We start from the raw sequence: 21,262 nt of genomic DNA on the forward strand, positions 1-21,262 counted from the left end.
ATGCAAAAGCAAAGTGTCAGTTTGTCGGCAGCTCCGAAATGCCGCCATTCCAGCCTGACCAGGCGAGCGGCGCATTGAGAAAGGCCTCGACTTCTTCCAGCGTCTTGTCGTCGAACAGCTTCTGCTCCTTGGCGACGGCGAGCACTTCGCGCCAGGTCGTGATGTATTGCAGGCTGACTTTCCGGTTGGCAAAGCGTTCGACCGCCTCGGGAAAGATGCCGTAATAGAACAGCGCCATGCCGTGATCGACGATGCCGCCAGCCGCACGAATGGCGTCGATGAAGGTGAACATGCTGCCGCCAGCCGTCGTCAGATCCTCGATGACGAGCACGCGGGCGCCCTCCTTCATGTCGCCTTCGATCTGGGCATTGCGGCCATGGCCCTTCGGCTGCTTGCGCACATAGATCATCGGCAGGTTCAGGCGCTCGGCGAGGAAGGCGGCAAAGGGGATGCCCGCCGTCTCGCCGCCGGCGACGCAATCGAACTGCTCGAAGCCGACATTGCGAACGATGAGGCTTGCGGCGAAGTCCATGACTGTCGAGCGGATGCGCGGATAGGAAATCAGCTTGCGGCAATCGATATAGACAGGACTCGCCATGCCGGACGCGAATTTGTAGGGCTTGTCGGCATTGAAGTGGACCGCCTTGATCTCCCAAAGCATCCTGGCCATCAGCTCGGCCATGACAGTGCGATCGGTGAATATCATCTGGGTCATACGAGGCCTCCTTCGCGAGCGCTAATGTTCCAGCGGCAATAGCAGCAAGCGGCCCGAGTTTCCAGACGTATGAAAGCTTTTGCCAATATCCTCTCGGCTGGCGCCCGCAGGGCGAGCCGAAGCAATCAGCGCAGTATACCAAGATCGGCAAGAAGCATGGCCTTGAACAGCTCGATGACCTTATCGCCTTCTTCTCTTTCGATCGAAATCGCATAGCGCACCGCGGCCGCGACGAGCTGCATGGTCAATCGGGCCGTTCTTGCAAGTTCGGAATCGTCGCGCTCCGGCCATAGGCGTTTTAGGACGGTCAGAAACGCCTGCGAATGCCATTCCATGTCTTCAGCATCGACCTGCTGCAGCAGCTTGTCGGCCTGAGTGGCATGCCAAATGTCGCGCATGACCGGCTCATTGAGAAACATGGCGTAGTAGCCATCGACAACGCGGCCAAGAGCGGATTGGAGCTGATCGCGGCTCTTGATCGTCGCCAACTCATCCTCGACGCATTGCCTGCCCTGCTCGTTGAAGCGCTCAGCCAGCACGCGGATGATCGCCGTCTTGTCGGGGAAATATTGGTAGAGCGAACCGAAGGAGACGCCTGCCTTTTCGACGATCTCGCCCATGCGTAGCGCATCGCTGCCGTTTTTCGCAATCAGCTCGGATGCCACCGAAAGGATGAGGTCGACGCGCTCGCGGCCGCGCTGCTGGCTGGGTATGCGTCGTGGTGTGCCCGCCTCATCCTTGCTGCGCCTGCGTCTCGCGATCAGTTCCCGCGCCATACCATTCCCCGCCTGTGCCTGTTGACAGGCAATATAAGAGAGTTTATCACATTTCGCAAATGAGAGAATTTATCACGTTTTGCGCTGGAGGAGCTTGAAATGCAGATCTCGACAATTGCCATCATCGGTGGATTGGGAAAAACCGGCGGCCGGGTCGCCGAGCGGCTGAAAGAGCGCGGCATCGCGGCTCGCGCAGCCTCCCGCTCAACGACACCACGCTTCGATTGGCAGGACCGCAGCACATGGCGGCAGGCACTGGAAGGCGCTTCTGCCGCTTACGTCACGTTCCAGCCGGACCTTTCGGTCGATTGGGCGGCAGAAACCATCGGCGCTCTGGCAAAAGCCGCTATCGAGGCTGGTGTGGAACACATCGTGCTGCTTTCCGGGCGTGGTGAAGACGGAGCCGTTCGCAGCGAGGAAAAACTCAAGGCCAGCGGCATCGGCTATACGGTGCTGCGCGCCAGCTGGTTCAACCAGAATTTCAGTGAGGGCGCCTTCGTGGACGGCCTTTTGCAGGGCAAGCTCGCTCTACCGGCCGGCGATGTCCCTGAGCCTTTCATCGACGCAGACGACATCGCGGATGCGGCCGTCGAATGTCTTATCGATCCGCGTCATCGCAACCAAACCTACGAACTGACGGGACCCCGCGCTTTAACCTTCCGTCAGGCGGTTTCCGAAATCGCGACGGCTTCGAACAGGCCCATAGAATACGAAACGGTTCCGATCGACGCCTTTATCGCCGAGATGACCGCCTACGGCCTGCCGCGAGCGACGACGGACCTTCTGCATGAGCTTTTCACGCAGGTTCTTGATGGCCGCAATTCACCTGTCATGCACGGCATAAGCCAGATCCTTGGCCGACAGCCTAAAGATTTTTCCGATTACGCCCGTGAAACCGCCGCAACCGGCATCTGGAGTGTCCAGTCATGACTTTTCCGATCACGAATATCGCCCTCGTCATCGCAGCACTCTGCAGCGGCCTTCTCGCCGGCGTCTATTTCGCCTTCTCGACGTTCGTTATGCAGTCCCTCGCCCGCCTTCCGGTCGATCAAGGGATTGCTGCCATGCAATCGATCAACGTTACGATCGTGCGTTCGCCCTTCATCGTGTTGTTCCTGCTGACGGCCGCGCTGTCGCTCTTCATCGCCGTTATGGCCATCATCCATTGGCGGGGCAGCGTGAGCGTGATGATGCTCACGGGCGCCGCGCTCTATATCGTCGCGAGCTTTCTTTCGACCATGGTGTTCAACGTGCCGCTGAACGACGCGCTCGACAAGATCGATGGCCATTCAGCCGAGGCGGTACAATTTTGGTCGACCTATCTCAGCGACTGGATGCGATGGAACCATGTGCGCACGGTCGCCTCGCTGCTCGCCGCATGCGCCTTCGTGAAGGCCATGTTCTGAAAACCTGGAAACGATCGGGCACCAGCCAAAGCGACCGGCTAGACAGCCCGCAGATAGGCCGCGACCTCCACACGGTTGCGGCCGTTTCGTTTTGCTTCGTAAAGCGCCTTGTCGGCGGCACGTAACACATCGTCGAAGCCGAGCCCTTTGGCAGTGCCGGTCGCGATACCGGCACTGACGGTGCAGGCGAGAGATTTGTCTTCGATGCTGATCGCCCGTGCTGCAAAGGCATCGCGCACCCGCTCGGCGACCTGCTCGGCCCGGCCCGGCAGCATATTGTCAAGCACGAGCGCGAACTCCTCGCCGCCGAGGCGGGCCACAGTGTCGGACGACCGCAGGCCGAAGGAGAGCTCCTCCGCGAAAAGCTTAAGCACAAGATCGCCGGCAGCATGGCCATGTTGATCGTTGATCGTCTTGAAGCGGTCTATATCGAAAATGATGACAGCCATCGAGGGACCGAAGGACCGGCGGCCGTAGAGATCGAACAGCGCGCGGCGATTGAGCAGCCCGGTCAGGGCATCGGTGATCGCCTCCTGACGATGAAATGCTGCTTGGCGCCACTGGTGCAAAGCGAGGGATAGAGCCCCGATCCCGGTCATTCCGGCGATGCAGACGGCGAGGCTGACATCCTCCGCCCAGTTATCCGGCGCATGACCGAGCACGAGCTTACCATCGGCAATCAGCACGGCCGCGCATAAGGCAAAGGAAATCGCCGTCAGCGTGTAAAGCGCCGTAATGCCGTAAAGCGGCGTCGGCGCCTCGCGCCGGCTGAGCCAATATTCGCGCGCCGTCAGAAGCAGCAGCACGCAGATGACAAGATTATCAGCGATGAAAGCCAGACCGTCGTAACCGACAAGCATCGGTCCGATCGATACTGTCATGCCAGACAAGCAACCAAGGGCAAAGCGGATCTTGGAAAGGCGACCCTTGCGAAACTGATAACCCGCCACCCATATCGTCGCGAAGCCGAGGAAGAATAAGACGAACGTCAAAATGGCGAAAATCGGCCTGGGATGGTCAACATAGGCGCCATAGGTGAAGATGCCACCGACGATAGGCACAAGACCGGCAGAACACGTCAGGAGGAAGGTATCGGGCCGACGCGAAAACCAGCTTCCGACCAACGTGACCGCCAGGCATGAGGCGGAAACGCCGAGGGCCAGAAGAAGCGAGTTGTAATCGACCAGCATCATGCTCTTTCAACGGTTTGGTTTCTACCGCAGGGGATTGCTGCCACGCTAGGCCGTCAGGGGTATCAAATTAGTTACGGCAAATAATAAAGAAAATGTATTTCAACAAAATATACGTTTCAAATCCCGGCATACACCAATGAAGTGTCGCAATACGTCTTATATGTTTATATTTACTTATGTAGATTAATCTGAAATTAAATCTCGACGTCCCAGTGCAAAGGGAACATCGGGTCGAAGACGGTGACCGGACCGGCGCCAGTTTCGATCTTTGCCGGGAAGGTTACAGCCTCGGGCCGGCGCACGAGGGTAATACTGTCCTCGTTGACCGGCAGGCCGTACCAGGTTGGGCCGTTCAGCGAAGCAAAGGCTTCGAGCCTGTCCAGCGCGCCTTCCTGCTCGAAGACATGGGCAAGACAGCTCATGGTGTTGATCGATGTATAAATGCCGGCGCAGCCACAGGCGCATTCCTTCAGCGGATCGACATGCGGAGCCGAATCCGTGCCGAGGAAGAACCGGGTATCGCCGCTGGTTGCGGCCGCACGCAGCGCCAGGCGATGGCTTTCGCGCTTGGCGACCGGCAGGCAATAATAATGTGGACGGATGCCGCCGACGAGGATGGCGTTGCGGTTGATGATCAGGTGATGCGTCGTGATCGAGCCGGCGAGGTTGGCCTTTGCCGATTTGATGTAGTTGATGCCATCTGACGTGGTCACATGCTCCATCGTGACCTTCAGTTCCGGCAAGCGCTGGCGCAAGGGATCGAGCACGGTTTCGATGAACACTGCCTCGCGATCGAAAATATCCACCTCCGGCGTCGTGACCTCGCCATGAACGCAGAGCGGCAGACCGATCTTTGCCATGCGCTCCAGCACCGGCATTGCCTTGTTCAGATCGCGCACGCCGCCATGCGAATTGGTCGTCGCGCCGGCCGGATAGAGTTTGACGGCGGTGATAAGGCCGCTCTTCTTGCCCTCTTCGACGTCGTCGGGGCTGGTATGCTCGGTAAGATAAAGCGTCATGAGCGGTTCGAACCGATCACCCGTCGGCAATGCCTTTAGGATGCGCTCGCGATAGGCAGTCGCATCCGCCGTGGTCACGACCGGCGGCACGAGATTGGGCATGATGATGGCGCGGGCGAAATGTTTGGAGGTATCAGCAATCACACCCTCCAGCATGGCTCCGTCACGCAAATGCAGATGCCAGTCGTCAGGACGGCGGATGGTGAGCTTTTGCATGGGCGCGACCTCTGGAAATGTGAGCGCAATCTCGTCAGGAAACCGTCTCGGCTTCTTCGGGATCGTGCTCTTTGATATCGCGCTTCGATAGCACCATACGCCCCCGCAAAACAATCCGCGACGGCGCTTAAATGATAGATGGTCAATCCTGCACGATGTCGATGGTGACGTCGGCCGGGCGGCGGTTCTCCAGAATCAGCCGGCCATTCGGCAGGTCGTTGCCATAGACCTTGGCATGAGCGGCCTCCTCATCGAGCTTGTAGCCCCGCCAGCGTGCCCATAGCCGCTCTTCCAGCACTTCCATCGGTGGGGCGAGCATGATCGAATAATCGAACATGCCTTCCAGCTCAGCCCATTTTCCCTGGCTGAACAGCAGATAATTCCCCTCGATGACGATGAAGCGATGATCGGCCGAGACGATGCGGGCAGAGGCGATCGCAATCTCCCGCGAACGGTCGAAGACCGGCACGAGGACCTCCTGATCGGCGGCACGCACGGCCTTGACGATATCGAGGAAGGCGCGCACGTCGAAACTGTCAGGCACACCCTTCCGTTTCAAAAGTCCCTTCTCGATCAGGACGGCATTGTCCATATGAAAGCCGTCCATCGGCAGGACTTCGGCGCTCTCGTCTCTCGCCTTCAAGACCTTGGCAACATTGTCGGCCAGGGTGGACTTGCCGGCACCGGGAGGGCCGGCAATCGCGACCAGGAATCGTTTCCTGTTGCCGGCGCGCGCGATGATCTCGCCGGCAACATCGTCAAGAGAGACGCTCATGCAGCAACATTCTCGACCGGCGGAGCTTTGGCGCCGGTCATGAAAGCAACAGCATCGGACATGGAATAATCCTTGGGATTGATGACGGTCAGGCGTCGTCCCAGGCGATGGATGTGAATACGATCCGCAACCTCGAAGACATGCGGCATATTGTGCGAGATCAGGACGATCGGCAAGCCGCGGGCGCGTACGTCGAGGATGAGTTCGAGAACCTTGCGGCTTTCCTTGACGCCAAGGGCGGCCGTCGGTTCGTCCATGATGACGACCTTGGAGCCGAAGGCGGCGGCACGCGCCACGGCGACACCCTGGCGCTGGCCGCCGGATAGCGTTTCCACCGCCTGGTTAATGTTCTGGATCGTCATCAGACCGAGCTCAGAGAGCTTGTCGCGGGCGCGCTTTTCCATAGCCGGGCGGTCGAGCATCCGGAACACGGAGCCGAGAATGCCCGGCCTGCGCACTTCGCGGCCTAGGAACATGTTGTCGGCGATCGAGAGCGCCGGCGACAGAGCCAGGTTCTGGTAGACCGTTTCGATGCCGGCCTCCCGCGCCTCCATGGGCGAGCGGAAGTGAACGGGCTTGCCTTCCAGCTTGATCTCGCCCTCATCGGGAGTGACCGCGCCGGAGATCGCCTTGATCAGCGAGGACTTGCCGGCGCCGTTATCGCCGATCACGGCAAGGATCTCGCCAGGATAGAGGTCGAAATCGGCATTGTCGAGGGCGGTCACGCGGCCATAGCGCTTCACGAGACCGCGGGCAGTGAGGATGGGTTCGACGGTCGTGGTCATGCCGATACCTTTCTGATCCATTGATCGATCGCGACGGCGCCGATGATGAGCACGCCCGTCAGGAGCACCTTCCACTGCGGATCGGCGCCGAGCATGTTGAGGCCCATGGAAACGACACCGACGATCATGGCGCCGAAGAGCGTGCCGAGGATCGAGCCGCGTCCGCCGAAGAGCGAGATGCCGCCAATCACGGTTGCAGTAATTGCCTGAAGATTGAAATCGGTCACCGCGGAAGACGGAGAGACCGAGCCATTGCGGCCGATGGAGACCCAGGCGGCAAGCGCTGCGATCAATCCCGAGACGCCATAGACGGCAAGAAGCACTTTCTTGGTCTGGATACCGGCGAGTTTCGCCGCTTCCGGATCGTCGCCGACGGCATAGACATGCCTGCCCCAGGCGGTGTGATTGAGGACATACCAGAGGCCAATGACGAGGAGCACCATGGCGATGACGCCGAGGGTGAGCACGGCACCGCCGACGCGGAAGCTCGCGGCGAAAAGATGCAGCAGCGGCGCCTTTTCATCGACATCGGTGTCGCGGATGGTTTCATTGGCCGAATAGATGAAGTTCGTCGCCATGACGATATTCCACGTGCCGAGCGTCACGATAAACGGCGGCAGCTTCATATTGGCGACAAGGAAGCCGTTGAGCAGCCCGCAGATGCCGCCCACGGCCAGGCCGGCGACGATTGCTACAGGTGTCGGCAAGCCGTATGTCACGGCGACATTGCCCATGACGACCGAGGAGATGACCATGATGACGCCGATCGAGAGATCGATGCCGGCGGTCAGGATGACCAGCGTCTGGGCCGCGCCGAGAATGCCGACAATGGCGATCTGCTGCAGGATGAGCGTCAGCGTATAGGCGGAAAAGAACCTCCCGCCAATCGCGATACCAAAGATCACGATCGCCAGCACCAGGACGATCAGCGGCACCGCCGCCGGCGTCGAATGCAGAAAGTGCTGCACGCGCTTCAAAAGAGAGACATCGTTGTGCTCGAACGAAGCGACGTTCTTGTCGCTGCCGTCGAGAACACGTTCGAATTCCTGTGCTCCGGACATAATTATTCCTCCGCCACCGCGCACATGCGCGGAAACCGCCGGCTGTTGGGGGCCAGCCAGGATCTGAGCCCGACCGACGTGACTGTTGCGATTGTCTTCTCCCTGTCAAAGAGCCGCGCCATGAGGCGCATGACGCGGCTCTGAAGGGACTATATCACATTCGTGAGGGGCTTAGCCCCAGCACTTGTTGAGACCTTCCTTGGTGTCGATGGACTTCAGGCCGGAGACCGGCTTGTCCGTCACCAGGGAAACGCCAGTGTCGAAGAAGGTCTTGCCTTCGGTCGGCTTCGGCTTCTCACCCGAGTCGGCGAACTTCTTGATCGCCTCGACGCCGAGGGCCGCCATCATCAGCGGATACTGCTGCGCAGTCGCGCCGATTACGCCATCCTTGACCGACTTGACGCCCGGGCAACCGCCGTCGATCGACACGATCAGCACCTGCTTTTCGAGGCCGACGGCCTTCAAAGCCTGATAGGCGCCGGTTGCAGCCGGCTCGTTGATCGTGTGGATGACGTTGATGCTGGAATCCTTCTGCAGAAGGTTTTCCATGGCCTTGCGGCCGCCCTCTTCGTTACCGTTGGTGACGTCATGGCCGACGATGCGCGCATCGGTTTCGTCACCGATCTTGTTCGGATCCTTCGGGTCGATGCCGAAGCCGATCATGAAGCCCTGGTCGCGCAGAACGTCGACCGACGGCTGCGACGGCGTCAGATCGAGGAAGCCGATCTTGGCGTCTTTGGTCTTGTCGCCCAGCGTTTCCTTGGCCCACTGGCCAACGAGTTTGCCGGCGAGCAGATTGTCCGTGGCAAAGGTGGCGTCGGCCGCATCGGCCGGCTCAAGCGGAGTGTCGAGCGCGATGACCAGCAGGCCGGCATCGCGTGCCTTCTTGACCGAGGGAACGATGCCCTTGGTGTCGGAGGCGGTGATCAGGATGCCCTTCGCGCCATCTGCGATGCAGCTCTCGATCGCAGCAACCTGGCTTTCGCTATCGCCATCGATCTTGCCGGCATAGGACTTCAGCGTCACGCCGAGTTCCTTGGCCTTGGCGGTCGCGCCCTCTTTCATCTTGACGAAGAAGGGATTGGTATCGGTCTTGGTGATGAGGCAGGCGGATACGCCGGCAGCCTTCGCAGGTGCGGCAAAAGCAACGCCGAGCGCCAGGGCGGCGACGGCGGCGGAAATAACAGATTTCTTCATTCAATCCTCCCGATGTTTAAAAGCCGGACCTTCCGGCAGCCCCGGGCCTCAACCCGGCTTGAAGACGCGCCATGCCTGTCGGATTATTTCCAGTGGACCTCCTCCACGGCCATATGCGCATCTCCTACCCCCATATCTGAACCTAAAGATTTCCAGCTGTCAATAAATAAATCGGATTGAATTATTAATTCGATGTGGCATTCTTGAAAAAAATCAGGCATGGCCATGATGGAAGGAGCAGGCCCATGTCTCTCGTGCAGGACCCGGAGGACACACCCACAACACCGGCGATTCTCGACCCCTCCGGGGGCGCGAACCAGCTTGGCGTGCGCGCCCATAACGAGCGGCTCGTGCTTTCGCTCGTTCGCCGTCACGGCGCGCTGTCGAAGGCCGATATCGCGCGGCGCAGCGGGCTTTCGGCGCAGACAGTCTCCGTCATCATGCGCGCGCTGGAGAAGGACGGGCTGCTATCCCGCGATGCTCCGGTGCGCGGCCGTGTCGGCCAGCCATCCATTCCCATGCGGCTCAACCCGGATGCGGTGCTCTCCTTCGGCGTCAAGATCGGCCGGCGCAGCGCCGACCTTGTGCTGATGGATTTTGTCGGCGGTATCAGGATGCAGCTGCATCAGACCTACCCATATCCGCTGCCGCAAGACATCATCGCCTTCGTCACGGCCGGCATCAGGGAATTGGAGGGACGCCTCCATGATGACCAGCGCCGCAAGATTGCCGGAATGGGCGTCGCGGCACCTTTCGAGCTCTGGAATTGGGCCGAGCAGGTAGGTGCCCCGCCCGGTGCGATGGATGCCTGGCGCGGCTTCGATCTGAGAACCGAAATCGCTTCGCGCGTCGCTTACCCTGTCTTCCTGCAGAACGACGCCACCAGCGCCTGCGGTGCCGAGCTGGTCTTCGGCGTCGGCCCGCATTATCCTGATTTCGTCTATTTCTTCATCGGTTCCTTCATCGGCGGCGGCATCGTCCTCAATTCATCCGTCTTTGTTGGCCGGACCGGGACGGCCGGCGCGCTCGGCCCTCTGCCCGTGCGCGGCCGCAACGGCGAGAACCGGCAGCTTCTGGAAATCGCCTCGATCTTCGTGCTGGAAAACCTATTGCGGGATCACGGTTTCGATCCACGCCCTCTCTGGTATTCGGCGGATAATTGGATCGATTTCGGCGAGCCGCTGGAGATCTGGATCCAGGATACGGCCAAGGCACTGGCACAGGCGATCGTCGCCTCCGCTTCCGTTCTTGATTTCAGCGCTGCCGTCATCGATGGCGGCTTCCCCGGCTGGGTGCGGGAACGCGTGGTGCGCGCAACCATCAAGGCAGCGGCGGAACTGGATCTTCAAGGTGTCGTCATGCCCGAGATCATCGAGGGCGCCGTGGGGCCGCAGGCCCGCGCCATCGGCGGCGCCAGCCTGCCGATCTTCGCGCGCTACCTCATCGACCAAAACGTTCTTTTCAAGGAGATTGAGCATGCTGAAGGGCATTGACCCGCTGTTGAGCCCGGAACTTCTGGCGACGCTACGCGCCATGGGCCACGGCGACGAGATCGCCCTTGTCGACGGCAATTATCCCGGTCTCGAACATGGACGCCGCCTCATCCGCCTCGACGGCCATGGCGTCATTCCCGTGCTCGATGCAGTGCTAAGCGTGCTGCCGATCGACGATTTCGTGCCGCAGGCGATTTTCCGGGCAACCGTCAAGCAGGACCGCGATGCCGTCGACCCCGTTCATGCGGAGATGATCGAGTGCTGTGCCCGTCATGTGCCAGATATGAATGTCGTGCCGCTACTGCCGGCGGAATTCTACGAGCGGGTGAAGCAGGCACATGCGCTGATCCAGACCAGCGAGCCCCGGCTCTATGGGAATATCATTCTGCGCAAGGGTGTGATTTATCCAGCAAAATAGCAGGCCCGCCGCTCATCCGGCCTTCGGCCACCTCTCCCCGCATGCGGGGAGAAGGAGATGGGCGCAACCGCAGCCTTCCTTCCCACACTTTACTCAGACGAGGATACAGGACTAGTCCCCTCTCCCCGCCTGCGGGGAGAGGGTTAGGGTGAGGGGCGAAACTCTCATAGATGGCAGAAGCTAATCATCCGCCTACCCTCAAATATCTCCAGCTGAAGGCCCCCAGACATCCGTCATGGCAAAACCTTCCGCCATCGGGTCGAAGGGATCGAGCGCCACCTGGCTCAAGCCAAAGGTGAAGCCGCGGCCGGTGATGGTCGGGATGACGGCCGGCTTGCCGGCAACTTCGGTCTCCGCCAGCAGGCCTACCTCGAACTCCGAACCGATGATCGAGCGGGATTTAAAGACATCGCCGACCTTGGCCTTGCCGCGGGCATGCAGCGTCGCCAGATTGGCGGAATTGCCGGTGCCGCAGGGCGAACGGTCGGCGCGGCCGGGCCACATGGTCGTGCAGGTGCGGATCGCGCCATCGGCGTCGATATCGCGGAACATGACATAGGCGACGCCGGAAATTGCGGGAATTTCCGGGTGGACCACGGTCATCGCCCGGTTGATCGCTTCCTTGAGGATCATGCCGGGCTGCACGAGGGCGGCTGCATTGGCCTTTTCGATCTTCAATCCGATCTGGCCGACATCAACAAGCGCATAGAAAATCCCGCCATAGCAGAGATCGAGCTTGATCCTGCCCCATTGCGGCGTCTCAAGCTCGACATCCAGCTCATGCACAAAGGACGGCACCATAGTCAGACGCACCTTTTCGCAGCGGCCGTCGCGGCAGGTCGCAGTCGCGCGCACGAGACCGGCGGCCGTATCGAGCGTGACGACGGTTTCAGGCTCCTTCATCTCGACAATGCCGGATTCGAGCAAAGCGGTGGTCACGCAGATGGAGTTCGAGCCGGAGCTTGCATGTGCCTGATCCGGCTGCAGGATGATGAAACCGGCATCGGCTTCAGGATGCTTAGCCGGCAACAGCAGGTTGACGGAGCCGATCGGCGCACCGCGCGGCTCCAGCACAAGGAAGCGCCGCAGTTCCTGACCCTTCGGATCCGTGTTCAGCCAATGCAGCTGCTCGGCAATGCTGTTGCCGGGGATTTTTGGGACGCCGCCGATGGCAACCTTGCCGATTTCACCTTCGCAGTGGACATCCAGCAGCTGGATTGTGCGCTTCCATCTCATTTCACAGGCTCCCATCGGACGTGTTGCGTCATGTCGCCGCCAACGCAGGCATTCTGGAGGGTAAACCGAGCGAGCGCCATGCACACCCCTCTGATATATCAGATCGAGCGGCGTGGCTATGGCGTTTTGCGGCGGCGCTGAAACGCCTCCGCTGAGGGACATGCCGCGACAGCGCTATTGCTTCAATGCGTCGCCGACATTGTTGCCGGTCGCCTCGACGCTATCGCCGAGCGAGCCGACGGTATTGTTCGCCGACGCACCGACGCGACGCCATTGCTCGCCGTAATTCGCCCGCGTCCGAGGATCGAAAATGGCAATCGGAGCGCTGACGGCAGCACCTGCGACACTGCCGACCGTCTGGGCAGCACCCATGGCGACCGCGCCGACGGCATCGCCGATGCCGACATCGGAATCGGTGATCGTCTGGCCCTCAATCAGCCGCGCGCCGATCAGCTTCACCACTTCCGGGCTTTCGGCGAACTTGCCGTGATTGAGGCCATCGCCAGTCTTGAGCTTGGTGAGATCGAGCACGGTGATCCCCTGTTTTTCCAGCTCGCTGCGATAGGGTTCAGCCGTCGGATCGATCTGGCCGAGGCGATCGATATTGCCGGAGATGCGCCGCGACAGCGAAAGCGCGCGGTCATCCCGCGAGACGAACAGCGTGAAATGCGGCTTGTCCTTGCCGAGTGCCGCGAACTGCCTTCCGAAGACATCGACGTCGAGATCGGGCGACGCCAGGATGACGTTCTTGATCTTCGGCGCGACGCGGCCATTGCGGATCGCCATCTGCCGCAGCGATTCGACCGCGAGCCAACTGCCCATCGAATGCGCCATGACGGTGATGTCGCCGACAGCCGGATCGGCCGCAACGCGACGCAACAATTCCTCAAGCGAGTCGCGGGAATAGTTGGTGCTCTCCTTGTCGTAGGCATAATCGAAAATGCTGGCGCGCGACGGCCAGGTGAACACGATCGGCGCGACGTCGGCGTGCGAATCGTGAACGATCTGCGCGAAGCGGTAGACGGCATCCTCGTAGCGGTTGTTGAAGCCATGCACGAAAATCAGCACACGCTTGTTTTTCGGCAGTTCCGCATGCACCCAGGCTCGCCCGTCCGCCTCCGTCGCCAAAGGCTTGACGGCCGTCGTGACGAAATTCTTCAACGGATCGCCTGGCAGACGGCTCGGCCACTGCACCTGACCGACCTTGCGATTGGCCTCAGGCGGAATGGAAACACTGACGGCATCCACCTTGAGCCCCGGCCCGCGCTCGCCGGAAAACAGAATGGCCGGGTCCTTGTCCGGCAGGCGTGTCGTCGCGACGAGGAGATCGACCTTGGATGTGCCAGGCACGTTTTCACTGATGGGCTGCATAACCCCGATGGGACGGCCGCATCCGGCCAGCGACAATGTGGCAACGACAGCTACAGTTCGGAAAAACAGCTTCCCCCATCGGTCCGAACCCGCCATGCGCTGCATCATGCAACCCTTCCTTACCGCCATAACGTCGCGCCACTCTACGCATGCATGTCCACGGCGCAAGCGACTCCAGCGGTTCTTTGGCTCATGACGCAATGCTAATTCGCGACAGCATTGCAAAGGCGCAACGCAATCGTCCAACACCGCTAACTGATGATCCGACTGGAAGTAAAAAAGAGCCCGATGCGGGAGGAGGATGCATCGGGCTCTTGATCCGGATTGGCAACTGGGAGGAGGAGGAGTGTTGCCAATCATTGAAGGAGCGCTGGGAGGAGGAGTGCGCTGCCTTCGAGGGAGTAAATATAATGCTCGCGATAGTATGAACAGATTATCTTTCGCATTGCAGCAATGCAATGAGCGCATTGCTTTCTCCGCAGATGCCAAAAATATCGCATAGCACCGGCATTTCCGAGATTCCAACGCCTATTTTGCAGTCGTTATCGACCTAAATCCTCAGATTCACATGATTGTGATCGGCGTTTCTGCAGGGGAAAGCACCCTCGCCGACGCTTGTCCGGTCAGCAACCGCCGACCGGACAAACGAATTTCGGCTTATGCGGCCTTGAAGGCTTTCTTGCCCTCGGCATCGAGCGCCGCAAACTCCTCGTCGGACAGAACGATATCGACCGCTGCGGTATTTTCCTCAAGATGCTTGACCTTGCCGGTTCCAGGGATCGGCAGCATTACGGGGCTGCGCTTCAGCACCCAGGCAAGTGCGATCTGGCTCGGAGCAGCATTGTGCTTCTTCGCGATGGTATCGAGCAGCGAGCCTTCCTTGGCGAGGTCGCCGGCGGCCAGCGGGAACCACGGGATGAAGCCGATGCCGTGCTTTTCGCAATAGTCGAGCACGTCTTCGCTGGTGCGATCGACCAGATTGTAACGGTTCTGCACCGTCACGACCTTGAAATGCTTCGATGCGGCTTCGATGTCGGCAACAGAGACTTCGCTCAAGCCCGCATGACGGATGATGCCGTCACTTAGCAACGATTTCACGGCGTCGAATTGCTCCGCCGCCGGTACCTTGGAATCGATGCGATGCAGTTGCCAGAGATCGATGCGATCGACGCCGAGGTTGCGCAGGCTCTTGTGCGCCTGCTGGATCAGATATTCGGGGCGACCCACGGGCACCCAGACATTCGGGCCGGTTCGGGTCAAACCGCCTTTGGTCGCGACCACGAGGCCATGACCGTAGGGATGGAGAGCCTCCTTGATCAGACGTTCGGAAACATCCGGACCATAGGAATCGGCCGTATCGATGAAATTGATGCCGAGTTCCGGCAGGCGCCTCAGCGTACGGACGGCTTCGTCATGATCCTCTGGCTCACCCCATATACCGGCGCCGGTAATGCGCATGGCGCCGAAACCGAGACGATGAACGGGAAGGTCACCGCCGATCTTGAACTGACCGGACTTGGCTGCGTCGAATTCTGACATGGTTATAGTCCCTTTTGCTGATCTGAAATGTGGCTGGCGTTTCCGGCATCCGAGGGGAGCCGAGATTCGAGGGGCAAATCGAGGGTTTCGCGAGGGAGAGATACAGTCGCGATCCGATACTAGATGGGTCTGCATCGCGGCGTATGCAATGTATCGATACGCGATGCGTCGCGACCGATCAGGGCGGTTTCCCTTAGTCTAGCCAGGTGCCATCATGTACGCCGTTGCACCTGTTTGCCGAGATCGGCAAGCGTGGCCCAAAGCTCATCGAAGAGGTTACGAGCGAACTGCTCTACGGAAACATCCTGCGGAGATTGCATCCAGCGCTCGCTGCCGATGCGCAGCATCGTCACGACCGCGGCCGCAAGCATGCCAAGACGAAGACGCTCCTCCTCGCTGCCGCTGCCACGGGCAAACAGTGCATCCGCAAGCTTCTTCTCCAGCTTGGCATATTTGAGTTGGTCGCGTGCTTGAAGCGTCGGCGTATTGTGAATCAGGGCAGCCAGAGCAAGGCTCTGCGGATCGGCGATGGCAGCACGAAGGGCAGAATTGACAGCCTTCTCGATGACGTCGACGATCGAAGCATCTTCGGGCTGGGCCGCGACCGCGCCGATCAGCTCGCGGGCAAAACCATCCTGCCAGGCGGTGACCACATCTTCTTTGCTGGGGAAATAATCGAAGAAGCTGCGCTTGGAAACATCGGCAGCTTCCGTGATGTCCTCGATGGTGGTGGCCTCGAAGCCACGATCGAGAAACAGCCGCAAGGCGGCGGATTCGATGCGTTCGCGGGTTTGACGACGCTTGCGTTCGCGCCGGCCTTCCTTCACCGCGCCATCGACATCCGGCTTTTTCGCCATCCGCTACCCCCGGAACTCACTTCGGGCCGCCCCAAATCGGCCTTGCCGGCTTCCGGCGCTTAGGCGCTGATTCCGGCATTCTCTCCGGTGCTACGATATTTGGAGCCAGCAATCGAGAGCTCCAGAGGATTTTGCCGCGATATCCTGTAGACGCCGGCCGGCGGAATGTTGCGCACCGTACCGCCGATGCGCTTTGCCGTAAGCCCCAGGCTTTCAAGGATCGGTTTCTGCACCGGACAGCGCGGGCCGTAGGTGAACTGATAGAAAGCTCCTCCCGGCTTCATCGTTTCAAAGGCGCCACCGACAATGGCCACCACCTTGGAGGGCGGCATGGACAGCAGCGGCAGGCCGCTGATGACGGCGCCGAAAGGCGCGTCATCGAAAAGTCCGCATCGGCCGAGCTGCGCCGCATCCATATGCACCACCCGCGCCGCCGGAAAACGCTCCCGCAGGCGGACAGCGAACTCCTCGCCGAATTCGACGAGTGTCAGCGCACTTTCGGGGACGCCACGCGCCAGCAGCGCCCGCGTGAATACGCCGGTGCCCGGACCAAGTTCGAGGATCGGACCATCGAACGGCTCGATCTCCTGGGTCATCAGCCTTGCCAGCCTCTCACCGGAGGGCGCCACAGCCGCAACACGCAGGGGATCGCTGACCCAGGAGCGGAAGAACTGCACAAAATCAGCGCATGAGGTCTTTGTCGTCATTCCGCAAATCCAATCTTCGGTCACATAATTTTATGAGGGCCGAACAGCGTGGCAATTCGAAGGCATGCCACGCCATTAGACCGTCGAAAGCCATTGATATGCAAGCATCATCGCATATTTTGCACTTACATATTTTCATTTATTGCAAACTTGCATTTAGTGTAGAAATTACCAGATACAATGGGCAATGCCAAAATCTCTTCACAGGAGCTCCGCAATGCCAGACTGGACAATAAAAGATATTCCGCCGCAGACGGGCCGCATCGCAGTCATTACCGGCGCCAACAGCGGTATCGGCTACGAAGCAGCAAAGGCTCTGGCAGGAGCCGGCGCAAAGGTCGTCATCGCCTCACGAAACGAGGCCAGGGCCAATGAGGCACTCGCCAAGATCCGTGCGGCGACACCGGGCGCAGACGTGACATTCGAAGCGCTTGATCTTGCCAGCCTCGATTCCGTCGCGCGCACGGCAACCCGCATCGGAGATAGACTGCCGCATATCGATCTGCTCATCAACAATGCCGGTGTCATGGCCATCCCGGACCGGCATGAGACCGAAGATGGTTTCGAAATGCAGATGGGCGCCAATTATATCGGCCATTTCGCCTGGACGATGCGGCTGTTGCCAAAGGTTTCTGCTGCGGAAAATCCGCGAGTGGTCACGGTGAGCAGCCTGGCGCATCGCAGCGGCAGGATCAATTTCGACGATCTGCAGTGGCGCAAGCGCTATCGTCCCTGGCCCGCCTATTGCCAATCGAAGCTGGCAACGCTGCTGTTCAGCCTGGAGCTCGATCGCATCGCCCGCGCCGAAGGCTGGAAGCTGAAAAGCGTTGCCGCTCATCCCGGCTATGCCGCGACCGGCCTGCAGACCACGGGTCCGCGCATGGGCCGTGATCGGGCCGGCGGTCTCGAAATCGCGACAAAATTGCTGGGGCCGTTTCTATCGCATACGGCAGCAGCCGGCGCCCTCCCGAGCCTCTTTGCGGCCACCTCGCCTACGGCGGAAGGCGGCGCCATGTATGGCCCGAACGGTTTCTATGAGCTCAAAGGTCCGCCGGTGCGTGCCAAGATTGCCGCTCATGCCCGTGATCAGGCGATCTGGCGGCGGTTGTGGGACGTCTCCGAACAGTTGACCGGTTGAAGACAGCCTTCCCGCGACAGTCTGAAAAGAAATCCCCCTCCGCGAAACGGAGAGGGATTTCGATCCATTTCGTATTACGGGCTGACGCACTGGCGGCGCGGACCATTGGTCGGCTGATAGGTATTGTCCGACGCACGATAGGTCTTGTAGCGGCTTGCACACCAGCGGACATGCGCACTGCCGCGCGGCGGCTGCGAAACGGCTCCGCCAATGATCGCGCCGGCGGTGAAGGCGGCCATCGGATACCACCAGCCACCATGACGCCGGTAGCCCGGACGGTGATAGCGATAGCCGCGATGGCCATGCCAATAACCCGGGCGATGATGCGGACGGTAGTGAGGACGATAATGCGGACGGTGACGCCCGCGATAGTGCCTGTTGTGGTGGCGATATTGAACTTCGGTCAGGCCAGCGAGCTGATTGTCGGTCTGCTGGATTGCCGGCTGGATCAGCGGCTGAATCGGTGCAGCGGCCGCGGGGTCGAAAGACACTACCGCAAGCAGGGCGCTCAGGGCAGTCACTGTTACGGTTGTCAGGAATCGTTTCACAGCTCTTCTCCTCCTATCGAGTCGTAATACTGATGAACAACGCGCAATGATTGAAAATCTTTCACAATATTATTGCTTGCGCAAGTACATGCCGCACGATAGGTATATAGATAGGAAGCCTATCTATCTAGATGTGAACGAGTCTATCGATGAGCAAAGCCGACCGTCATCACGGAATCGAGGAAGCCTACGCGCTGGCCGAGGTGTTGCGTCCTGCCCTCCATCGCCTGCATCGACAATTGCGGCGCGAGAGCGACGAGGCCGGACTGTCGCCGCTGCATGCCTTGTTGCTCGTCGCCATCATGCGCCAGCCGGGCATCGGCGTTGCCGAATTGGCGCGGATGGAGAAGCTGCGCGGACCGACGATTTCAGGGCATGTGAAAGCCATGGAGCGGGATGGCCTCATCGCCCGTTCGGAACCGGACCCGAGCGACCGGCGCCGCAATGGTCTGGTGGCGACGGAGAAAGGTGAGGACATCATCCGCAGCCTGAAACGGCGGAGAACCGACTGGCTCGCCTCCGAACTCGCCAAACTGTCGCCGCAGCAGCGTGACGCCATTCGTGCCGCAATCGAACCGCTCATGGAGATCGGACAATGAATACCGCTCGCCCGAATGTTGCCCCACCATCCGCTCCGGCGGCAGGCGACCCGCCCGATCGTCGCGAGATTCGCGCCGTCATCCTCGGACTGATGATCGTTCTCGGCCTCGGCGCCATAGACCAGAGCATCGTCGCGACGGCGCTGCCGCGTATCGTCAGCGATCTCGGCGGGCTGACGCACCTCTCCTGGGTGGTCAGCGCCTATGTGCTCGCCTCAACCAGCACCATGCCGCTCTACGGCAAGCTCAGCGACCAATATGGCCGGAAGCCGATGATCTATGCGGCGATCCTCATCTTCCTTCTCGGCTCGGTGCTGAGCGGCATCGCGCAGACGCTGCCGCAGCTCATCATCTTCCGGGCGATCCAGGGTATCGGCGCCGGGGGATTGCTGCCGCTGGCCCAGATCATCATCGGCGATATCGTGCCGCCAGCCAGACGCGGCCGCAATCAAGGTTCGATCGCAGCCGTCTTCGCCATCTGCAGCGTCATCGGCCCGATCGCCGGTGGCGTCATCACCGATCTCCTGTCATGGCACTGGATCTTCTACGTCAACCTGCCGATCGGCGCCGTCGCGCTCGTTATGATCGGCCGGGCACTGAAGCGGCCGCATCAGGCGCGCAGCCGCCGCATCGACTATCTCGGCGCGGCGCTGCTGACCAGCTGCACGACCAGCTTCCTGCTGGTGCTGGCCCTCGGCGGCAATGAATGGTCCTGGAATTCGCCTGAGATTTTCGGGCTTTCCGCCCTTGCGTTCGTTCTCTTCGTCTTTTTCATTCTGCATATCCGGCATGAACCAGAGCCGGTGCTGCCGCCCGATCTCTTCCGCAACCGGCTGTTCGTCGTCGCCTGCACCGTGCTCGCCCTGACCTTCATGGGAATGCTGGGCGCAAGCCTCTTCTTTCCGCTGTTCTTTCAGATGGTCATGGGGGTCAGCCCATCGCATTCCGGCCTGCTCACCGGCCCGCTGATGATCGGCGTCGTCATCTCCTCCATGGTCAACGGTCGGGTGCTGCTGCATCGCTTCGGGCGCTACAAGCCGGCGCAGCTCTGCGGTCTCAGCCTCGCAACCGCTGCCTTCGCCGTACTCGCCTGGGCTGCAGCCACCAGTCAGGGCTTCTGGATCATCGAGCCGACGGTCTTTGCACTCGGCCTCGGTCTTGGCCTCGTCATGCCCACAATGACGATCGCGGTGCAGAATGCCCTGCCCCTAGCCCATCGCGGCGTGGGAACGGCGACGCTCGCCTTCTTCCGCTCGCTCGGCGGCCTTATCGGCGTTACCGGCTCCGGCGCCATCCTTGCCTATCGCGTTCAGAACGCTGGCGGCGCGCTGGATGGGATGCATGTATCGTCCTTGACCGAGGCTGGCATGAAACAGCTCGCTACGGTCTCTCCCGAGGCTCATGCCGCCGCGATAGCACTCTATCGTCACGCGATCGCCATGACCTTCGCAACGGGAACAGCCATCGTGGCGCTGGCGCTGATCGTGCTGTTGTTTCTGCCGGAATTGCCGCTGAAGATGGAGCATGGGCCGGAAAAGGCACGCCCAAGCTGAGCTGCGCACAATATGGCCACGGAAGCAGTAGTCCGGCGTCCCCATGCTTATTCGCAGGGACGCCCGCTTCGCTGGGTTCTGAAGAGTGCGTCAACTCTGCAGCTTACGCTGAGCTTCCGCTTTGCCGTCCTCGGGCAGGTCCATGTTGTGCATGACGGCGATCGACCAGACATCGTGTTCGCGCACGATCACCATGTTGATCAGCCCATGGCGTTCAGGCCATTCATTCCCTTGCGGATCGCGCGCGCCCGTCATGCTCCAGTGAATGTCGAGTGCGGCAACATCGGAGCGGATAGGACGCATTTGGGTTTTGGTGGCTTTGAGCTGACTGTCCTTGAACATCGTCTCGAATATGGGCCTATGAAACTGCTCGATCGATGATCGGCCCGTTGCCTTCATTCCAAATACGTTCGTGAAATCGGCGTCTTGCGCAAATATCGCGGAAAAGGCGCTGGCATCGTGGCTATTCCATGCGGCAACGAACGCATCAACGATTTGTTGCGCGGCCTGTCCAACGTCCGGATGCAGTGACATCTCACACTTTTATGGGGCCACACCTGTCAATAGGGTACGACGCACAATCCGGTACATCCCAGCTTAGGATGTGCCGCGCAATATATAAGCCCGGCTTTGCGCCGTCAGGATACTCGTGGCAAGGGC

At 60.3% G+C, this 21,262-nt stretch carries 22 protein-coding genes; 7 read left to right on the top strand and 15 right to left on the bottom strand.

Going from position 1 to position 21,262, the window contains the following annotated elements:
- Positions 1-16: 16 nt before the first annotated feature.
- Together JJQ51_RS07400 and JJQ51_RS07405 are read right to left on the bottom strand one after the other, a co-directional pair.
- Complete coding sequence (locus JJQ51_RS07400; RefSeq protein ID WP_113331999.1) at positions 17-715, bottom strand: orotate phosphoribosyltransferase; 699 nt, start codon at positions 713-715, stop codon at positions 17-19.
- 125 nt (positions 716-840) lie between these two features.
- The gene (locus JJQ51_RS07405; RefSeq protein ID WP_113390030.1) at positions 841-1,491 is read right to left on the bottom strand and encodes a TetR/AcrR family transcriptional regulator; all 651 of its coding nucleotides are present in this window, start codon (positions 1,489-1,491) and stop codon (positions 841-843) included.
- A 99-nt stretch (positions 1,492-1,590) separates the two neighbouring features.
- Between JJQ51_RS07405 and JJQ51_RS07410 the strand changes: the two genes are divergently transcribed.
- Positions 1,591-2,421, top strand: a complete 831-nt coding sequence (locus JJQ51_RS07410) for an NmrA family NAD(P)-binding protein (RefSeq protein WP_113390029.1) — start codon at positions 1,591-1,593, stop codon at positions 2,419-2,421.
- Positions 2,418-2,897 carry an anthrone oxygenase family protein gene (locus JJQ51_RS07415; RefSeq protein ID WP_113331996.1) on the top strand — a complete coding sequence of 160 codons (480 nt, stop codon included), beginning with the start codon at positions 2,418-2,420 and terminating at the stop codon, positions 2,895-2,897. The genes JJQ51_RS07410 and JJQ51_RS07415 overlap by 4 nt, the downstream gene beginning before the upstream one ends.
- A gap of 38 nt (positions 2,898-2,935) precedes the next feature.
- Here JJQ51_RS07415 and JJQ51_RS07420 read toward each other — a convergent pair whose 3' ends face one another.
- The 6 genes from JJQ51_RS07420 to JJQ51_RS07445 form a co-directional block, all read right to left on the bottom strand.
- The gene (locus JJQ51_RS07420; RefSeq protein ID WP_113332086.1) at positions 2,936-4,087 is read right to left on the bottom strand and encodes a GGDEF domain-containing protein; all 1,152 of its coding nucleotides are present in this window, start codon (positions 4,085-4,087) and stop codon (positions 2,936-2,938) included.
- A 197-nt stretch (positions 4,088-4,284) separates the two neighbouring features.
- Positions 4,285-5,325: a dihydroorotase gene (gene pyrC, locus JJQ51_RS07425; RefSeq protein ID WP_113390028.1), complete on the bottom strand. Its 1,041-nt coding sequence runs from the start codon at positions 5,323-5,325 to the stop codon at positions 4,285-4,287.
- Between the two features lie 142 nt (positions 5,326-5,467).
- Positions 5,468-6,100, bottom strand: a complete 633-nt coding sequence (locus JJQ51_RS07430; protein ID WP_113390027.1) for a nucleoside triphosphate hydrolase — start codon at positions 6,098-6,100, stop codon at positions 5,468-5,470.
- Positions 6,097-6,906 carry an ATP-binding cassette domain-containing protein gene (locus JJQ51_RS07435; protein WP_173002500.1) on the bottom strand — a complete coding sequence of 270 codons (810 nt, stop codon included), beginning with the start codon at positions 6,904-6,906 and terminating at the stop codon, positions 6,097-6,099. The genes JJQ51_RS07430 and JJQ51_RS07435 overlap by 4 nt, the downstream gene beginning before the upstream one ends.
- A complete protein-coding gene (locus tag JJQ51_RS07440; RefSeq protein WP_113351281.1) occupies positions 6,882-7,946 on the bottom strand; it encodes an ABC transporter permease in 1,065 nt (354 codons plus the stop codon). The genes JJQ51_RS07435 and JJQ51_RS07440 overlap by 25 nt, the downstream gene beginning before the upstream one ends.
- Positions 7,947-8,117: 171 nt before the next feature.
- Complete coding sequence (locus JJQ51_RS07445) at positions 8,118-9,143, bottom strand: sugar ABC transporter substrate-binding protein (protein ID WP_113390026.1); 1,026 nt, start codon at positions 9,141-9,143, stop codon at positions 8,118-8,120.
- Positions 9,144-9,388: 245 nt separating this feature from the next.
- Here JJQ51_RS07445 and JJQ51_RS07450 point away from each other — a divergent pair, with 245 nt between their 5' ends.
- Positions 9,389-10,636, top strand: coding sequence for an ROK family transcriptional regulator (locus JJQ51_RS07450; protein ID WP_113390025.1), 1,248 nt, complete (start codon positions 9,389-9,391; stop codon positions 10,634-10,636).
- Positions 10,620-11,054 (top strand): RbsD/FucU family protein, encoded by a 435-nt coding sequence (locus JJQ51_RS07455; protein ID WP_113331990.1) that lies wholly within the window; start codon positions 10,620-10,622, stop codon positions 11,052-11,054. Before JJQ51_RS07450 ends, JJQ51_RS07455 begins: the two co-directional genes overlap by 17 nt.
- 198 nt (positions 11,055-11,252) lie before the next feature.
- Here JJQ51_RS07455 and JJQ51_RS07460 read toward each other — a convergent pair whose 3' ends face one another.
- The 5 genes from JJQ51_RS07460 to JJQ51_RS07480 form a co-directional block, all read right to left on the bottom strand.
- Complete coding sequence (locus tag JJQ51_RS07460) at positions 11,253-12,290, bottom strand: 4-hydroxyproline epimerase (protein ID WP_113390024.1); 1,038 nt, start codon at positions 12,288-12,290, stop codon at positions 11,253-11,255.
- A 174-nt stretch (positions 12,291-12,464) separates the two neighbouring features.
- Positions 12,465-13,757, bottom strand: coding sequence for an alpha/beta hydrolase (locus JJQ51_RS07465; RefSeq protein ID WP_371864871.1), 1,293 nt, complete (start codon positions 13,755-13,757; stop codon positions 12,465-12,467).
- Between the two features lie 561 nt (positions 13,758-14,318).
- Positions 14,319-15,200: an aldo/keto reductase gene (locus tag JJQ51_RS07470; protein ID WP_113330032.1), complete on the bottom strand. Its 882-nt coding sequence runs from the start codon at positions 15,198-15,200 to the stop codon at positions 14,319-14,321.
- 212 nt (positions 15,201-15,412) lie between these two features.
- Positions 15,413-16,057, bottom strand: a complete 645-nt coding sequence (locus JJQ51_RS07475; protein WP_113390022.1) for a TetR family transcriptional regulator — start codon at positions 16,055-16,057, stop codon at positions 15,413-15,415.
- 59 nt (positions 16,058-16,116) lie between these two features.
- Positions 16,117-16,764, bottom strand: a complete 648-nt coding sequence (locus tag JJQ51_RS07480; RefSeq protein ID WP_113390021.1) for a class I SAM-dependent methyltransferase — start codon at positions 16,762-16,764, stop codon at positions 16,117-16,119.
- A 217-nt stretch (positions 16,765-16,981) separates the two neighbouring features.
- Here JJQ51_RS07480 and JJQ51_RS07485 point away from each other — a divergent pair, with 217 nt between their 5' ends.
- On the top strand, positions 16,982-17,902 hold the full coding sequence (locus tag JJQ51_RS07485; RefSeq protein ID WP_113390020.1) for an oxidoreductase: 921 nt from the start codon (positions 16,982-16,984) through the stop codon (positions 17,900-17,902).
- Between the two features lie 74 nt (positions 17,903-17,976).
- On the opposite strand, the gene JJQ51_RS07490 is transcribed toward JJQ51_RS07485, so the two are convergent.
- The gene (locus JJQ51_RS07490) at positions 17,977-18,309 is read right to left on the bottom strand and encodes a BA14K family protein (RefSeq protein ID WP_233788615.1); all 333 of its coding nucleotides are present in this window, start codon (positions 18,307-18,309) and stop codon (positions 17,977-17,979) included.
- Between the two features lie 290 nt (positions 18,310-18,599).
- On the opposite strand from JJQ51_RS07490, the gene JJQ51_RS07495 reads away from it, so the two are divergent.
- On the top strand, positions 18,600-19,049 hold the full coding sequence (locus JJQ51_RS07495; protein WP_113330027.1) for a MarR family winged helix-turn-helix transcriptional regulator: 450 nt from the start codon (positions 18,600-18,602) through the stop codon (positions 19,047-19,049).
- A complete protein-coding gene (locus JJQ51_RS07500) occupies positions 19,046-20,602 on the top strand; it encodes an MDR family MFS transporter (RefSeq protein ID WP_113390018.1) in 1,557 nt (518 codons plus the stop codon). The genes JJQ51_RS07495 and JJQ51_RS07500 overlap by 4 nt, the downstream gene beginning before the upstream one ends.
- Positions 20,603-20,692: 90 nt before the next feature.
- Here the strand turns inward: JJQ51_RS07500 and JJQ51_RS07505 are convergent, their stop codons facing one another.
- Complete coding sequence (locus JJQ51_RS07505) at positions 20,693-21,136, bottom strand: SgcJ/EcaC family oxidoreductase (RefSeq protein ID WP_113330025.1); 444 nt, start codon at positions 21,134-21,136, stop codon at positions 20,693-20,695.
- Positions 21,137-21,262 lie beyond the last annotated feature (126 nt).

It is taken from the genome of Rhizobium sp. AG207R, from assembly GCF_027109195.1.
Taxonomy (GTDB): Bacteria; Pseudomonadota; Alphaproteobacteria; order Rhizobiales; family Rhizobiaceae; genus Rhizobium; species Rhizobium dioscoreae.

What these genes read in the sequence shown, in the direction of transcription:
- JJQ51_RS07435 (WP_173002500.1), bottom strand. Translation starts at nt 6,906, where the DNA reads ATGGATCAGAAAGGTATCGGCATGACCACGACCGTCGAACCCATCCTC.
- JJQ51_RS07445 (WP_113390026.1), bottom strand. Translation starts at nt 9,143, where the DNA reads ATGAAGAAATCTGTTATTTCCGCCGCCGTCGCCGCCCTGGCGCTCGGC.
- JJQ51_RS07465 (WP_371864871.1), bottom strand. Translation starts at nt 13,757, where the DNA reads ATGGCGGGTTCGGACCGATGGGGGAAGCTGTTTTTCCGAACTGTAGCT.
- JJQ51_RS07495 (WP_113330027.1), top strand. Translation starts at nt 18,600, where the DNA reads ATGAGCAAAGCCGACCGTCATCACGGAATCGAGGAAGCCTACGCGCTG.
- JJQ51_RS07470 (WP_113330032.1), bottom strand. Translation starts at nt 15,200, where the DNA reads ATGTCAGAATTCGACGCAGCCAAGTCCGGTCAGTTCAAGATCGGCGGT.
- JJQ51_RS07480 (WP_113390021.1), bottom strand. Translation starts at nt 16,764, where the DNA reads ATGACGACAAAGACCTCATGCGCTGATTTTGTGCAGTTCTTCCGCTCC.
- JJQ51_RS07430 (WP_113390027.1), bottom strand. Translation starts at nt 6,100, where the DNA reads ATGAGCGTCTCTCTTGACGATGTTGCCGGCGAGATCATCGCGCGCGCC.
- pyrC (WP_113390028.1), bottom strand. Translation starts at nt 5,325, where the DNA reads ATGCAAAAGCTCACCATCCGCCGTCCTGACGACTGGCATCTGCATTTG.
- JJQ51_RS07485 (WP_113390020.1), top strand. Translation starts at nt 16,982, where the DNA reads ATGCCAGACTGGACAATAAAAGATATTCCGCCGCAGACGGGCCGCATC.
- JJQ51_RS07505 (WP_113330025.1), bottom strand. Translation starts at nt 21,136, where the DNA reads ATGTCACTGCATCCGGACGTTGGACAGGCCGCGCAACAAATCGTTGAT.
- JJQ51_RS07415 (WP_113331996.1), top strand. Translation starts at nt 2,418, where the DNA reads ATGACTTTTCCGATCACGAATATCGCCCTCGTCATCGCAGCACTCTGC.
- JJQ51_RS07500 (WP_113390018.1), top strand. Translation starts at nt 19,046, where the DNA reads ATGAATACCGCTCGCCCGAATGTTGCCCCACCATCCGCTCCGGCGGCA.
- JJQ51_RS07405 (WP_113390030.1), bottom strand. Translation starts at nt 1,491, where the DNA reads ATGGCGCGGGAACTGATCGCGAGACGCAGGCGCAGCAAGGATGAGGCG.
- JJQ51_RS07455 (WP_113331990.1), top strand. Translation starts at nt 10,620, where the DNA reads ATGCTGAAGGGCATTGACCCGCTGTTGAGCCCGGAACTTCTGGCGACG.
- JJQ51_RS07420 (WP_113332086.1), bottom strand. Translation starts at nt 4,087, where the DNA reads ATGCTGGTCGATTACAACTCGCTTCTTCTGGCCCTCGGCGTTTCCGCC.
- JJQ51_RS07400 (WP_113331999.1), bottom strand. Translation starts at nt 715, where the DNA reads ATGACCCAGATGATATTCACCGATCGCACTGTCATGGCCGAGCTGATG.
- JJQ51_RS07475 (WP_113390022.1), bottom strand. Translation starts at nt 16,057, where the DNA reads ATGGCGAAAAAGCCGGATGTCGATGGCGCGGTGAAGGAAGGCCGGCGC.
- JJQ51_RS07460 (WP_113390024.1), bottom strand. Translation starts at nt 12,290, where the DNA reads ATGAGATGGAAGCGCACAATCCAGCTGCTGGATGTCCACTGCGAAGGT.
- JJQ51_RS07440 (WP_113351281.1), bottom strand. Translation starts at nt 7,946, where the DNA reads ATGTCCGGAGCACAGGAATTCGAACGTGTTCTCGACGGCAGCGACAAG.
- JJQ51_RS07450 (WP_113390025.1), top strand. Translation starts at nt 9,389, where the DNA reads ATGTCTCTCGTGCAGGACCCGGAGGACACACCCACAACACCGGCGATT.
- JJQ51_RS07410 (WP_113390029.1), top strand. Translation starts at nt 1,591, where the DNA reads ATGCAGATCTCGACAATTGCCATCATCGGTGGATTGGGAAAAACCGGC.